11 protein-coding genes are annotated in these 14172 nt (G+C 63.5%); 8 read left to right on the forward strand and 3 right to left on the reverse strand.

The window, feature by feature from the left end; genetic code table 11:
- Positions 1-56 precede the first annotated feature (56 nt).
- Complete coding sequence (locus MU551_RS11635; RefSeq protein ID WP_372489851.1) at positions 57-1823, forward strand: acetyl/propionyl/methylcrotonyl-CoA carboxylase subunit alpha; 1767 nt, start codon at positions 57-59, stop codon at positions 1821-1823.
- 33 nt (positions 1824-1856) lie between these two features.
- A complete protein-coding gene (locus tag MU551_RS11640) occupies positions 1857-2588 on the forward strand; it encodes a glutamine amidotransferase (RefSeq protein ID WP_247044306.1) in 732 nt (243 codons plus the stop codon).
- 73 nt (positions 2589-2661) lie between these two features.
- Here MU551_RS11640 and MU551_RS11645 read toward each other — a convergent pair whose 3' ends face one another.
- The gene (locus tag MU551_RS11645) at positions 2662-4074 is read right to left on the reverse strand and encodes an MFS transporter (RefSeq protein ID WP_247044308.1); all 1413 of its coding nucleotides are present in this window, start codon (positions 4072-4074) and stop codon (positions 2662-2664) included.
- Positions 4075-4363: 289 nt separating this feature from the next.
- On the opposite strand from MU551_RS11645, the gene MU551_RS11650 reads away from it, so the two are divergent.
- The 5 genes from MU551_RS11650 to MU551_RS11670 all read left to right on the forward strand — a co-directional run bounded on the left by MU551_RS11650 (position 4364) and on the right by MU551_RS11670 (position 12265).
- Positions 4364-5839: an MFS transporter gene (locus MU551_RS11650; RefSeq protein WP_247044310.1), complete on the forward strand. Its 1476-nt coding sequence runs from the start codon at positions 4364-4366 to the stop codon at positions 5837-5839.
- Position 5840: 1 nt separating this feature from the next.
- Positions 5841-8042 (forward strand): molybdopterin oxidoreductase family protein, encoded by a 2202-nt coding sequence (locus MU551_RS11655; protein ID WP_247044311.1) that lies wholly within the window; start codon positions 5841-5843, stop codon positions 8040-8042.
- Positions 8039-9655, forward strand: coding sequence for an FAD-dependent oxidoreductase (locus MU551_RS11660; RefSeq protein WP_247044312.1), 1617 nt, complete (start codon positions 8039-8041; stop codon positions 9653-9655). The genes MU551_RS11655 and MU551_RS11660 overlap by 4 nt, the downstream gene beginning before the upstream one ends.
- A 259-nt stretch (positions 9656-9914) precedes the next feature.
- Positions 9915-11606 carry an HNH endonuclease signature motif containing protein gene (locus MU551_RS11665; protein WP_247044313.1) on the forward strand — a complete coding sequence of 564 codons (1692 nt, stop codon included), beginning with the start codon at positions 9915-9917 and terminating at the stop codon, positions 11604-11606.
- Between the two features lie 290 nt (positions 11607-11896).
- Positions 11897-12265, forward strand: coding sequence for a LuxR family transcriptional regulator (locus tag MU551_RS11670; RefSeq protein ID WP_247044314.1), 369 nt, complete (start codon positions 11897-11899; stop codon positions 12263-12265).
- A gap of 18 nt (positions 12266-12283) precedes the next feature.
- Here MU551_RS11670 and MU551_RS11675 read toward each other — a convergent pair whose 3' ends face one another.
- Positions 12284-12661, reverse strand: coding sequence for a DUF7793 family protein (locus MU551_RS11675; protein WP_247044315.1), 378 nt, complete (start codon positions 12659-12661; stop codon positions 12284-12286).
- A gap of 36 nt (positions 12662-12697) precedes the next feature.
- A complete protein-coding gene (locus MU551_RS11680) occupies positions 12698-13786 on the reverse strand; it encodes a flavin-containing monooxygenase (protein WP_247044316.1) in 1089 nt (362 codons plus the stop codon).
- Between the two features lie 55 nt (positions 13787-13841).
- On the opposite strand from MU551_RS11680, the gene MU551_RS11685 reads away from it, so the two are divergent.
- On the forward strand, positions 13842-14132 hold the full coding sequence (locus tag MU551_RS11685; protein WP_247044317.1) for an ArsR/SmtB family transcription factor: 291 nt from the start codon (positions 13842-13844) through the stop codon (positions 14130-14132).
- Positions 14133-14172 lie beyond the last annotated feature (40 nt).

Consider the following 14172-nt stretch of genomic DNA (forward strand, 5'->3'; position numbering starts at 1 on the left):
AGAATGGAGCCTTCCCCACCATGTCCCACAGCGCATCCCGTAGTCTTCCCGCCTCAATGACCAAGGTCCTTATCGCCAACCGCGGCGAAATCGCAGTGCGCATCATTCGCGCAGCGCGGGATGAAGGGATCACCTCCGTGGCCGTCTACGCGGACCCGGACCGGGATGCGCTGCACGTCAGGCTCGCGGACGAGGCCTACGCCCTGGGCGGGAACACTGCGGCCGAGTCCTACCTCGTGATGGACAAGCTGATTGAGGTAGCGCAGCGCTCCGGTGCCGACGCCATTCATCCCGGCTACGGCTTTCTTGCCGAAAACGCGCAGTTCGCAGCAAAGGTGATCGAAGCGGGAATCACCTGGATCGGGCCCTCTCCTGAGGCCATCTCCGCCCTCGGCGACAAGGTCCAGGCCCGTCACATTGCCGAAAAAGTGGGCGCTCCCCAGGTCCCCGGCACGGCCGACCCAGTGGAGTCCGCTGAGGAAATCCTGGCGTTTGTGGACAAGTTCGGACTGCCTGTAGCCATCAAAGCAGCCTTTGGCGGCGGTGGACGCGGCATCAAGGTGGCCCGCAACCGCGAAGAGATCCCGGAACTGTTTGAGTCAGCTGTCCGCGAGGCCACGGCAGCCTTCGGTCGCGGCGAATGCTTCATCGAGCGGTTCCTCGACGCTCCGCGCCACGTGGAAACCCAGTGCCTTGCCGACGCCTACGGCAACGTAGTGGTGGTATCCACGCGGGATTGCTCCCTCCAGCGGCGCAACCAGAAGCTCGTCGAAGAAGCACCTGCACCCTTCCTCACGGAGGAGCAGAACAAGCGGCTCTACGAGTCCTCGAAAGCCATCCTTAAGGAAGCCGGTTACCTCGGGGCCGGAACCTGCGAGTTCCTGGTGGGCCAGGACGGCACCATCTCCTTCCTCGAAGTGAATACCCGTCTCCAGGTGGAGCACTGTGTTTCCGAGGAAGTCACCGGAATTGACCTCGTCCGCGAACAGTTCCGTCTGGCCCGGGGCGAGAAGCTCGGCTATGACGATCCGGAGGTCCGCGGGCACTCCATCGAGTTCCGCATCACCGGCGAAGATCCGGGGCGTAACTTCATGCCGGCGCCAGGAACCATCACCACCCTGAAGAACCCCACCGGTCCCGGAGTCCGCATCGACTCGGGGGTGGAACAAGGCGACGTCATCAGCGGCAACTTTGACTCTATGCTCTCCAAACTCATCGTCACGGGGGCCAGCCGGGAACAGGCTCTTCAGCGTTCACGGCGTGCGCTCGAGGAGATGGTGGTTGAAGGCATCCCCACAGTGATTCCCTTCGACCTCGCAGTGGTTTCGGATCCGGCGTTCGCTCCCACCGAAGGACCTTTCACAGTCCACACCCGGTGGATCGAGACAGGGTTCGTCAATAACATTCCCGCTTGGAGCGGCGCCGGGGCGGCGGCCGATGGTGAGGAAGCAGGTGAGCGTCAACGGGTGGTCGTCGAGGTTGGCGGCAAGCGCCTGGAGGTGGTGCTTCCCGCATCGCTCGGCAGTGTGTCCAGCGCCTCCGCGAGCGCAAAACCCGCTAAGGCCAAGAAACGTTCCCGCTCCGGTGGCGCTGCTGCTGCGGCGAGCGGCAACGCGCTCAGCTCCCCCATGCAGGGCACCATCGTCAAGGTTGCCGTGAACGAAGGCGACGTCGTGGCCGAAGGCGATCTCGTCGTCGTGCTCGAAGCGATGAAGATGGAACAGCCACTCACCGCCCACCGTTCCGGAATCATCACCGGACTCGCGGCGATCCAGGGTGAGACAGTTTCAGCCGGCGCGATAATCGCCACGATCGAAGACTAGTCTGCCACCCCGCGCGGCGTGCACACTTAGCCTGTGAAGCCATTTTTGCTGCTGGCCTCCCGGGCCGAAGACGCTGCCGCCGAGGATGAATACCAGGCGTACCTGCGGTACGGACGGCTGGATCCGGAACAGCTGAAGCGCATCCGGATGGAAGCCGGCCCTCTGCCTGCGCTGGACCTCTCTGACTATTCGGGGATCATCGTCGGCGGAAGCCCGTTCACGTCCAGCGACCCCCCGGAGCACAAAAGCCCTGTCCAGCACCGGGTGGAAGCCGAACTTGCACGCCTGTTGGACCGGGTGGTGGAGGAGGACTTCCCTTTCCTTGGCGCATGCTACGGCGTGGGTACTCTCGGGCTGCACCAGGGTGCAGTGATCGACAGGACCTACGGCGAGGGGCTGGGCGGGGCAACCATCAGCCTCACGCCGGAGGGCCTGGTTGATCCTTTGCTGCAAGGGCTCCCGGAATCCTTCATCGCGTTCACCGGTCACAAGGAGGCCTGTACGGTCCTGCCCCCGCATGCTGTTCTGCTGGCCACTTCCCCTGCCTGCCCGGTGCAGATGTTCCGCATCAAGGAGAACCTGTACGCCACGCAGTTCCATCCGGAGCTCGACGTCGGTGGCCTGGTTACGCGGATCGACATCTACCGTCACGCCGGCTATTTCCCGCCGGAATCGGCCGAGGAGCTGATGGAGAACGCCAGGCAGTTTACGGTGACGGAGCCCATGACCATACTCCGGAATTTCGTGAAGTTGTACGCCCGGTAACGCGACCCGGACGCAGAAAGGCCCGGCGTTGAGGAAACACGCCGGGCCTTTCTTTAGTAACTGCGCGGGAGTGTCAGGCTACGTTGTTTTCGTAATCCAGGTCCCGGGTTTCCTTGCTCAGGAACAGCGCCACCAGGGTCAGGACCGCCATGGCGGTGAGGTAGATGCCCACCAGCACAGGGCTGCCGTCAGCCTGTTCCCAGAGCGCGACGGCGATGAACGGGGCCACAGCCGCTCCAAGGATGCTGGAGACGTTGTAGCTTACGGCGGAGCCGGTGTACCGGACGTTGGTCGGGAACAGTTCGGGCAGCAGCGCACCCATCGGCCCGAATGTGAGCCCCATCAGGGAAAAGCCGATGACCAGCAGTGCCATGGTGCCCACGAAACCGCCGCTGAACAGCGGGACGAACAGCAGGCCGAACACAAAGATTCCACCGGTCACGGCCAGCAGCATCTTACGGCGGCCGTACTTCTCGGCCAGCGGACCGGAGACAAGGGTGAAGATACCGAAGAACACCACGCCGGCAATCAGCATCCAGAGGAAGTCATTGCGGGTGAATCCCAGTCCGGGAACGAACGCCGCGGCGGCTGCTTCGGTCATGGGTTTTCCGGCCTTCTCCGCAGCTGCCTTGGCGGCGTCCAACGTGGCCGGGCGCGTGCCGTAGGTCAGCGTGAACGTGGTCATGAGGTAGAAGAGCACGTAGGTAGCAAGCATGATGAACGTGCCCAGGATGAGCGGGCGCCAGCTCGACTTGAAGACCCGGGCAAGGGGCAGCTTGGCCACTTCGTTCGATTCGAGGACCTTGGTGAAAGCCGGTGTTTCAATGAGCTTCAGGCGGACGTAAAGGCCGATGATCACCATGACGGCGCTCAGCAGGAACGGTACGCGCCACCCCCAGGCTTCGAATGCGGCCGGGGAAAGGATGTAGCTGGCTAGCAGGAAGATCACGTTGGCAATAATGAAGCCGATGGGCGCTCCAAGCTGCGGGAACGTCCCGTAGATGGCGCGCTTGTTGGCGGGGGCGTTCTCCGTGGCCAAGAGGGCTGCGCCGCTCCATTCGCCGCCGAGCGCGAGGCCCTGGGCGAAGCGCATGACTACCAGGAGGGCAGGAGCCCAGAAGCCCCAGCCCGGGACCAGCGCCGTGGGAAGGCAACCTATCAGGAACGTGGCAATGCCCATAGTCAGCAGCGACGCCACGAGGGTGCCCTTGCGGCCGAACTTGTCCCCGAAGTGGCCGAAGACGATGGACCCCAGCGGTCTGGCGATAAAGGCGACGCCAAACACTGCGAAGGAGCTCAGCAGCTGGGTGGTTTCATTCTGGCCAGGGAAGAACAGCCTGGGGAAGACCAGTACGGCGGCCGTGGCGTAGACGTAGAAGTCGTAGAACTCCACGGTAGTGCCAATCAGGCTGGCGACGATCACGCGCCCGCGCGAGTTCACCGGGCGCGAGGACCCGGCTTCGGTTGATGTGGATGTGGAAGACATGCAGCTACTTTCGTCAGTGTTATCCGGCACGTGCGAGGCCGTCCGGCTGTGGAATACGTATTCCTAGATATTAGTTCCCGAAATCCGGACATCGGACGAAAGGTCCATGATGCGGAACTGTGCCTTTTATCTCAGGGCCTATCGGCACTTCCCCGGCCCCTGACAGAATTCTCACGCCGTCACAAAGACCCCGATAGGCAAATGTCACAGCACGTTAACAAACGGCGACGCTTGACGAAACGAGCAATCCCTAACGTGGGAGTACAACATCCCCCTTAGGAGGTACACCGTGACTGTTGACCGAACCGCCGAATCCGGCGCCGGCACTCCGCCTGAAACTGACGCCGAGCCGTGGCACGGATCTGTTGCCACATCCGCTGACGCGCAGCCCGGTTCCACCCGCACCGCAGACGCGGCGGCCCTTGAATTCCGTTCCGGCCGCTGGATCGCCGGATGGGATGCCGAGAACAAGGAGCAGTGGGAGTCCAAAGGCCGCTCCATAGCCAAGCGGAACCTGAACTGGTCCATCTTCGCTGAGTTCCTGGGCTTTGTCGTCTGGCAGCTTTGGTCCATCGTAGTTGTCCAGCTCCCCGCGGCCGGCTTTACCTTCACGACGTCGGAAATCTTCTGGCTGATCTCCATGCCGAGCCTCGTTGGCGCAACTCTCCGCATCCCGTACACCTTTATGGTCCCGCGCTTCGGCGGCCGCAACTGGACGATCGTCTCAGCCCTCCTCCTGCTGATTCCCTCCATCGGCCTCGCGATGTGCGTCTCCAACCCTGAGACACCGTTCGGCGTAATGCTCCTGGTCGCCGCGCTGGCCGGTTTCGGTGGAGGTAACTTCGCCAGCTCCATGGCCAACATCACCTTCTTCTACCCTGCGCGTGAAAAGGGCTGGGCCCTGGGACTCAACGCAGCCGGCGGAAACCTCGGTGCCGCCGTCGCACAGCTGGCCGTTCCCATTGCCATCACGCTCCTCGCAGCCGGCACGGTGAACCTGCCTGTCGCAGGCCTGATGTGGGTTCCCTTCATCCTGCTCGCCGCATTTGGTGCCTGGAAGTACATGGACAACCTGACCAGCGCCAAGGGTGACATCGCAGGATCTGTGGCCGCGCTCAAGGAACCGCACCTGTGGATCATGGCGTTCCTCTACATCGGAACGTTCGGCTCCTTCATCGGATTCGCCGGTGTTTTCCCCAAGCTCATCAAGGACTACTTCCCGGATTTCTCCTCCATTGCAGTCGGAACTGTCGCTCTGTCGCTCGCCTTCATGGGTCCGCTGGTTGGTTCCCTGGCCCGCCCCTTCGGCGGACGCATGGCGGACCGCATGGGCGGCGCCCGGATGACTGTGGCCACCTTTGCGGCCATGGCAACCATCACTCTTGTGATGATCTGGACGCTTCCGCTGAAGAACTTCTGGCTGTTCCTGGCGCTGTTCCTGATGCTGTTCACGGCCAGCGGCTTCGGTAACGGTGCGACGTACCGCATGATCCCGATCATCTTCGCCACCTCCAGCCGGGCCGCCAAGGCCGGTGCCAGCAGCGTCCACACCGCCAAGCTCGCCTCCGCTTCGCTTGGCCTGGTCTCCGCAATCGGTGCCTACGGTGGCTTCGTTATCCCCCAGGTCCTGAACGCCTCCAACAGCGCCAGCGGCTCCTACACCCCGGCATTCTACGGATTCGTCGGAGCATACGTTGTAATGCTCCTGGTCTGCTGGGCCTTCTACATCCGCCCCGCCAAACGAAATGCGATGGGACACGTCTAACATGACCAAAAGCGCCGACACGCACTGCCCTTACTGCGCCCTGCAGTGCGCCATGACGCTGAAGTCCCCAGCGGCTCTGACCCCGGCTGAACAGCCGGGGTCAGACCCCGTGACGGCTCTACCCGTTCTTGAAGCGCCGCCCCTTGAAGTGAGTGGTCGGGATTTCCCCACTAACCGTGGCGGCTTGTGCCGCAAGGGCTGGACCTCCGCTTCGCTGCTGAACCACCCGGGCCGCGTAACCGAACCCCTGCTCAAAGGCTCCGACGGCGTCCACCGCCCCATCAGCTGGGACGATGCCCTGAAACGCATTACCTCCGCAGTAAAGGAAACCCAGGCCCGCTACGGTGCGGACGCCGTCGGAGTTTTCGGCGGAGGTGGGCTCACCAACGAAAAGGCCTACATGCTGGGCAAGTTCGCCCGGCTGGCCCTGCGCACCTCGCGGATTGACTACAACGGCCGGTTCTGCATGTCCTCCGCCGCCGCTGCCGGGATGCGTGCGTTCGGCGTTGACCGTGGACTCCCGTTCCCGCTGGAGGACCTGGCCGGCGCAAGCGCCATCCTGATGCTCGGCTCCAACGTTGCCGAGACCATGCCTCCCTTCGTGCAGCACCTTCAGGGAGCGCGCGACGCCGGCGGGCTGATTGTGGTGGATCCCCGACGGTCCGCCACGGCTGCCTTTACGGGCGACGGCGGCGGGCTTCACCTGCAGCCACTGCCGGGTACCGACCTCACCTTGCTGCTGGGCCTGTCCCACGTGGTGATCCACGAGGGCCTCGTGGACAACGACTACATCCAAGCACGCACCAGCGGCTACGACGCCCTGGTCCGCAGCGTCAATGCCTTCTGGCCTGAACGCGTTCAGTCCCTCACCGGTGTGCCCGCTGACCTCATTCGCGAGACCGCCCGGAGACTGGCCGACGGCGCGCGCAAGGGCGGATCTTACATCCTCACAGGGCGCGGCGTTGAACAGCACGTGGACGGAACGGACACCGCCACCGCCGCCATCAACCTGAGCCTGCTCCTGGGCCTTCCCGGCTCCACGCGCAGCGGCTACGGCACACTCACGGGCCAGGGCAATGGACAGGGCGGTCGTGAACATGGCCAGAAGGCTGATCAGCTCCCTGGCTACCGGAAGATCACTGATCCCGCCGCCCGCGCGCATGTTGCCGGAGTGTGGGGCGTTCCGGAATCCCTTATCCCTGGTCCCGGCCTGCCCGCTGTCCAGCTCCTGAAATCGCTCGGAAAGCCCGACGGCGTCCGTTGCCTTATCGTTCACGCCTCCAATATCGCCGTGGCATCCCCTGATGCGCGCTCCGTTATCGAAGGAATCCGCAGCCTTGACTTCATGGTGGTGTGCGACTTCTTTATGTCGGAGACAGCCGCCGAAGCCGACCTCGTTCTGCCCGTGCTGCAGTGGGCCGAGGAAGAAGGCACGCTGACCAACCTTGAAGGACGCGTCCTGCGCCGGCGTCGTGCGCTGCGGCCGCCCGAGGGAGCCCGCAGCGAGCTCTGGATCATGGCCCGGCTCGCCGAGGCACTGGAAGCTCCGTCCACGTACAGCGAAGACCCGGAGACCGTGTTCGAAGAGCTGCGCCTTGCCTCAGCAGGCGGACTGGCCGACTACTCAGGCATCGATTACGCCATGCTGGACCGCGGCGAGGCCGCGTACTGGCCCTACCCCGCCGGCAGTACCGGGACACCCCGGTTGTTCCTGGATGCGTTCGCCCATGCGGACGGCAAGGCGGTCATGACAGCGGTGACGCCCCGCCGTCGTCGTACCCCTGCCGCCAATCCTGACCCCGACGCCAAAACCATGACCCTCATTACCGGGCGGTTGCTGGAGCACTACCAGTCCGGCGCGCAGACCCGCCGAGTCTCCGAACTCATGGCGTCCCAGCCGGAGGCGAAAATGCAGATCCACCCCGCAGCAGCAGCCTCCATGGGAATCACGGACGGCGCCTTGGTCTCGGTAGCGAACGAGCGCGGCGAAGTGGTGTGCAGGGCGGAGTTGAGCACGGCGATCAGGCCCGAAACGGTCTTCCTGCCCTTCCACTTTCCGGAGCTCGGGAGCGCCAACCGCCTGACGGAAGCTGCCACCGACCCCATTTCCGGGATGCCGGAGTTCAAGTTCAACAAGGTATGGGTCCAACTGGCCAAAAACGTACTTCAGACCAGTGTTCTTCAGACGACGGAGGCCTCATGAGCGAGCGCATTGTTGTAGTTGGTTTCGGCCCGGTCGCTGCCCGGCTGATCGATGAATTGATGCCTGCCGTCCGCAGCGGCCTTGCGCACGTTACGGTCATCGGCGAAGAGGCAGACGCCGCGTACAACCGTGTGATGGTGGCGGACCTGGGCGTCGGGCGAACCACGGCCAGTGCGTTGGCCCTTGCCGACGCTGCTGCCCTCATAGCCGAGGGCGTCGACGTCCGCCTGGGCACCCGGGTGCGGCGCGTGGACCGCGCAAGGCAGCAGGTGGTCCTCACGGACGGCACCTCCCCCGGTTATGACAGGCTGGTGTTTGCCACCGGCTCCCGGCCCGTCATCCCCAACCTGACCGGGCTCAACCCCGACCCTGCGGCCCCTGTGCTACCCGAAGGCGTTACTGCGCTCCGCGATCTCCGCGACGCTAACGTCCTCCGGGAAGCCGTCTCCGGAGGCAAGCGTGTTGTGGTCCTCGGCGGCGGTGTCCTGGGCCTCGAGACCGCCTTGGCTGCGGCAGAGGAAGGCGCCACCGTGACGGTGGTCCACAATGGACCCCACCCCCTGGGCCGCAACATTGATCGGGGCGGCGGCGTTGTCCTTGCCGCGGGCCTGCGTACCTGCGGCGTGCGGATGGCAGCCAATGCGCGCTCCACCGGGGTTGAACATAACGGTCCCAACGATGCCTTTTCCGCACTGTTGCTTGACGATGGCTCTGCCATCGACGGTGACCTGCTGGTGCTCTCCTGTGGCGTCAGGCCCCGGATCGAACTGGCCGAAGGCTGCGGGCTGTCCACGAGTACGGGCATCCTTGTGGACCACAAGCTACGGGCCCACCACGAACGGCACATTTTCGCGATCGGTGACTGCGCCGAGGTACGTTGCCCCGATTCTTCCTGCATTGAATGCCGGAACGCCAGCGGCCCCTCCGGCCTGGTCGGACCAGGCTGGCGGCAGGCGGAATGGCTCGCCGAGTACCTGACGCTGCTGGCCGAGGACTCGGCGGAAGGCATCCTGCCCGATGGTGTTTCCGCCGATCTGAGGGACACCGGTTCCCATCTCTTGGCAAATGCATTGCCTGAACTGCCCGCGGAGAAGCCCGGCGTTGTGATCCTGAAGGCCCGCGGGCTGAATATGGCCGTGGCCGGGGATAACTCAGCGGAACCGTGGGATGAAGAAGTGCTCACGTCCGGTGCTGTCACTGGACGTCCACGCCGGCAAATTGCGCAGTGGGCGGATCCTGAACATGGCCGGTACGTGAAGATGACCACCCGTGGAGGAGTTCTCGAGGGTCTCGTTTCAGTAGGGATGCCGCGGACTGCTGCAGAACTGGTGCAGCTGTTCGAACGCGGCGACGAACTCCCCGCCGATCGGTCCCTCCTTTTGCGCCTCGACGGTCCTGACCAGTTAGCTGCGGCAGCGAACAACGACCCCGCCCGCACAGTCTGCCGCTGCGCGGGGGTCAGCGGGACAAAGATCCAGGACGCCGTTGAACATGGTTGCTCTACGGTGGCGGAAGTATCCGGCTCAACGCGCGCGGGCACGGGTTGCGGGGGCTGCCACTCAGACATCAAGGAGATCATCGAAAAACACTTCCAGGCGGCAGCAGCCGCCTGAGGTAAAGGCCTGAAAACCCGAGGGGCGAATGCGCTGATGGCTTGGCTCGGCCGCTGATGGCCTGACTCGGCTGGCCACTGCTCATCGATGTCGGGGCAACCCGACGTGCCTTGGAAGCGAAAGCCAGACGGCGGCGGTGGCTGGGCTACCGGTCGGGTATAGGTCTTATCCAGGTGTAGGTCTTATCCAGGTGTAGGTCTTATCCATTCGGCGGGCCTTAAATGTCACACCCTGCTGGGATGCTTTTTTTATGGAAGGCATGGGGGCTTGGACTGCTAGGACCGGGGAGGCTTTAGAGGGCCCCGTCGGGTTCGAGGTTGCCGATGCCCTGGCTGCTGTTGCTGCGTCCGTTGCTGTTCTCACCCGGATCATTGGAGCGGATTTCCAAGGCCAAACTGCTGGCCGGGATGTAGATACTAACCAGGACTCCGATCCGTTGCGGCGCCGGCTCGATGCCTGTCTGGACGCTTTGGCCGAGGTGGCCCGGTTCGAAGCCAAGACGGCGGCGCTGAAAGTACAGCTGGCCGCCAGATACGTCGAAGCGGCGGAGTCCATCGCCTCCCCTGCTGCCACCGCCCAGGACGCCACGGCGCAGGAAATGTCCACCATTGCCGAACTCGCCTGCGTCCTCACCGTGAGCGAGCGGACCGCCGCGGCGCTCCTTGACCACTCCCTCCACCTGACCACCCAGCTGCCGCTCACCCTCACCGCACTCCAGCACGGGTCGATGTCGTGGCAGCACGCCCGCATCATGTGCGACGAAACCAGCAACCTGGACCCGGCCGGGGCAGCCGCAGTGGAAACACACTTCCTTGACCCCGACTCCCCTGACACCGCGCGGGGCTGCCCCATGGGCGAGCTGGTCCCATCCAGGTTCCGCGCCAAAGCCCGCACCTGGCGCGAACGCCACCACCCGGACAGCATTGAAATCCGTCACCGCAAGAGTGCCCTGGACCGGCGGCTGGAATACACCCCGGACCATGACGGCATGGCATGGCTCTCGGCCTACCTGCCAGCCGCGACAGCCGCCGGGATCTGGGAGCGGACCACCACCGCAGCCAGAGCGCTCCAAGGCCCCACAGAGCGCCGGACACTCACCCAAATCCGCGCCGACATCGCCGCCACCTGGCTCCTCAGCAACCCAAGGGCCAACAGCGATCCCTGCAGCCCGGACTACACGGACGTTACAGACCCGGTGGGCGTTCCGTCTCCCCGCGCCCAGGTGCTGGTCACCGTCCCCGTCCTCTCCCTCCTAGGAGCCACCGACGAACCGGCAATGTTGGACGGGTACGGACCCATTCCGGCATCCATGGCCCGGGACCTCGTCGCCAACGGGGCCGATTCCTTCCACCGCGTCCTGATCGATCCCCGCGACGGGGCACCCCTGGAAATCGGCCGCACCAGTTACCGGATCCCCAAGACCATGCGCCAGTGGCTGCGTCTGCGCGATGCCAAGTGCCCCTTCCCGGGCTGCAGCAACCACTCCCTCGATAACGAAGCCGATCACCTCCTGGCCTGGGCCGACGGCGGCACCACCGGCATCAGCAACCTTGGCCAGCCCTGCCGGAAACACCACCACCTCAAACACAGCACCTCCTGGACACCATCCCCGGCCACCGAACACCAAACACCCGGCTGGACCGCACCCTCAGGCCGGCACTACCCCAGCGAACAACAAGACTGGCAACCACCCACCTGGCCCGACCACACCGGTTTACCCACGCCCAACATGGACCACGATCTGGACCTGAATCTAAATCTCGATCTCCCTCATAATCAGGATCTGAATCTGGATCTGGATCTGGATCTGAATCTGAATTTGGATCTCCCTCAGGATCTGGATCTCCCTCAGGATCAGGATCAGGATCTAGCTCTGCCCGTGGACCCGTTCCCGGACTGGCAACTATTGCCCGCAGTGGAAAGGGATGATTGGTGGCTGGCGGCTGCCTGAAACACCCACTGCGGACGACTCGCCCGAACGAGTTTCCCTGGGGCATGTCCTGACCGTTTCCGTTTCACCGGAATCATTGTCGTTTCGCTCAGCGTGGTTAAAGCGAAACACCATGGTTAAAGCGAAACACCAGCTTTGCGGAGGGGACTAGAAATATGCGGTGCCTCCCCGACAAAATGGTAAGCAAGCTGATGATCGCTGGCCGCGAGCTCTGTCAAGAAAGACAAAGAAGAAAGGACAAGGGGTCCGCGGATCCCCAGCCGGGCCGGGAAATACTACGAGGAGGACCAATGTCCAGGAAATTCATTCGCACCGCCGTCGTTCTGTGTTCTTTGGGGGTTTCGCTCCTGCTGACGGGGCCGGTTCATGCGGCAGTCGTCTCACCCGCGGCCATCTCAGTACCGGCAGCCGTCCAGGCCCAGACCACGTCTCCAACACCAACAGATGCGCCCACCGGTGCAAGTTCCGCCCCCACCGGAGTTGCAACACCCTCGGAAGGAACGCCCACCGGCTTCGGCAACCCGGGGACCGGCGAAACCCAGCAGGCGGAGGACGCGCGGCTGGACATGGCACCGATTGTGATTGGTGCCATCCTTCTGGTCCTTTTGATCGTGGTTGTTATCTGGCGACGCAAGCGGAAGGACAGCACGATCGTCTAGGCGCAGCGGAGCCCACACTCAGGCTGTTGAATCCTGGAGGAGCCAGCGCACCGCCTCCGCCCGGTCTGTGAAGAAGAGGGTGGGGCATGGAAAAGAGTCGGCGCGGCGGAAGTTGGCAATGACCCGGTCAACCGGAGTTGAACCGAGCAGCGCAATCCGGGATGCGGCAGACGGTAGTGAAAATGCTGCACGGGCGTCGTGGCTGACACTCTTGGTCCCAGCCATGTCAACAAGCAATGGGTGGGGAAGTCCTCGGCAAAGGTCGTCCAGGCGGGCCATCGCAGCAGTAACGTCGGCCACTTCAAGATTTACCTGGGGCTGCCACGTCAGGCACACTACGCCATTTTCAAGAAGTTCCAATGTGGCCTTCTCGCTGTCGTTGGAAGTGGGCTCCACTGGTTGACTCCTTATGTGGCTGAGTTATCCACGATCTTAGCCATCAACATCAGCGGCCTGCTTCGTCCCCGGCCAACTGAACACAGTCCCGAGCGTCCCCAGAGCGTCCAAGACGTGCCTCGCGTCGGGCCCAACGCCGCGCAGTGTGGCGGAGGCGAACATCCGTTGGCGCTCGAGCCCGACGTAGCCGAGCCCTGGGACGGCGGTAGATAGGCCTTCTTTGTGCAGTGGGGCTCCCGATGAATTCAGCGCCACTAAGGGGAGGAAGGAGACATCGGGCAGGAAGCCTGTGGCCAGAATGATGACATCGACAGGTTCAAAGGACCCGTCCGCCCACATGACACCATCGTCAGTGAAGCGGGTGAACATGGCCCTCCGGTCAGGCCTGTGGGCGCGCACGGCTGAACGGTATCCGCCGTCGTCAATCACCGGCGTTCCGTGTTTCGCCAGAAGCAGTCCCGATCGGGCGCGGTCCAGACCCGTGCGGTCCAGCCACCAGTGGAAGTCCCGTCCGAGTATCCGTTGTTGTTGCCACCGCAGAGGTTGCCGGGTTGCAATGCTGACCTTGGCCGTTCGGGCAAGTTCGACGGCGATCTGCACTGCCGAGTTCCCGCCTCCGACGACGACGATCCGGCCGTCGGCAAAATCGTCCGGTCGCCGGTAGTCAGCACTGTGCAGGATTCTGCCTGCAAAGGTTTCCATTCCGGGAATGGCCGGGGTCCAAGGATTGCCGAAGCTACCGGTGGCAATCACCATTCTTGGCGCACGAAACTCCGCACCCCGGGAAGTCTTGACCAGGAACCCTTCGCGGCCCGCGGTTACAGCGTGGACCCTTTCGTTCTGACAAACCTCCGCATCCAGTCGGTATGCATAGTCAGCCAGGTAGGCAATGGTCTCGTCGCGGGAGGGGTAGCGGTTTGGATTCCCCGGAAATGGCAGGCCGGGCAGGGCCGAGTACCTGGCCGGTGAGAACAGCTTCAGGCTGTCGTAGTATTTGGGCCAGGACCCGCCGGGACCTTTCGCGGCGTCCAGAACAATGGGTTGCTGGCCTCGCGCCAACGCTTCGTACGCTGTAGCCAGACCGGCCTGTCCGCCGCCAATGATGATCAGGTCTGCCGTATTCATGGCACGAACATATCGTCATATCGCGATATTAAGAAATAATCGCTAAGCTGGAACCATGATCCAGCCACTCGATGAGGGCACCCAGCGATTCCTGAAGGCATTGGCCAGCGAGACCCGCCAACAAATCATGCTCACGTTCGCCGGAGGAGAATCACTCACGGTCGGCGAGGTTGCCACACGGTGCGCGCTAGGTCAGTCGACAGCCTCGGAGCAGTTGAGCCTTTTGCGCCAGAGCGGGCTGCTGACTGCGGTCAAGCAAGGCAAGAATGTCCACTACAGCGCTGACGCGGAAAGCATCCGGTCCAGCCTTGGAGAGTTACAGGACTATCTAGCTAGGTGCTGCTAAACGTCCGTGCTGCCAAACGTCCGGGTCCTGGGACCCTGGC

Origin of the sequence: Arthrobacter rhizosphaerae (assembly GCF_023062595.1) — a bacterium.
Classification (GTDB): Bacteria; Actinomycetota; Actinomycetes; order Actinomycetales; family Micrococcaceae; genus Arthrobacter; species Arthrobacter rhizosphaerae.

Coding starts and splice junctions, on each gene's coding strand:
- MU551_RS11635 (WP_372489851.1), top strand. CDS start 57: ATGACCAAGGTCCTTATCGCCAACCGCGGCGAAATCGCAGTGCGCATC.
- MU551_RS11645 (WP_247044308.1), bottom strand. CDS start 4,074: ATGTCTTCCACATCCACATCAACCGAAGCCGGGTCCTCGCGCCCGGTG.
- MU551_RS11655 (WP_247044311.1), top strand. CDS start 5,841: ATGACCAAAAGCGCCGACACGCACTGCCCTTACTGCGCCCTGCAGTGC.
- MU551_RS11660 (WP_247044312.1), top strand. CDS start 8,039: ATGAGCGAGCGCATTGTTGTAGTTGGTTTCGGCCCGGTCGCTGCCCGG.
- MU551_RS11665 (WP_247044313.1), top strand. CDS start 9,915: ATGGGGGCTTGGACTGCTAGGACCGGGGAGGCTTTAGAGGGCCCCGTC.
- MU551_RS11670 (WP_247044314.1), top strand. CDS start 11,897: ATGTCCAGGAAATTCATTCGCACCGCCGTCGTTCTGTGTTCTTTGGGG.
- MU551_RS11680 (WP_247044316.1), bottom strand. CDS start 13,786: ATGAATACGGCAGACCTGATCATCATTGGCGGCGGACAGGCCGGTCTG.
- MU551_RS11685 (WP_247044317.1), top strand. CDS start 13,842: ATGATCCAGCCACTCGATGAGGGCACCCAGCGATTCCTGAAGGCATTG.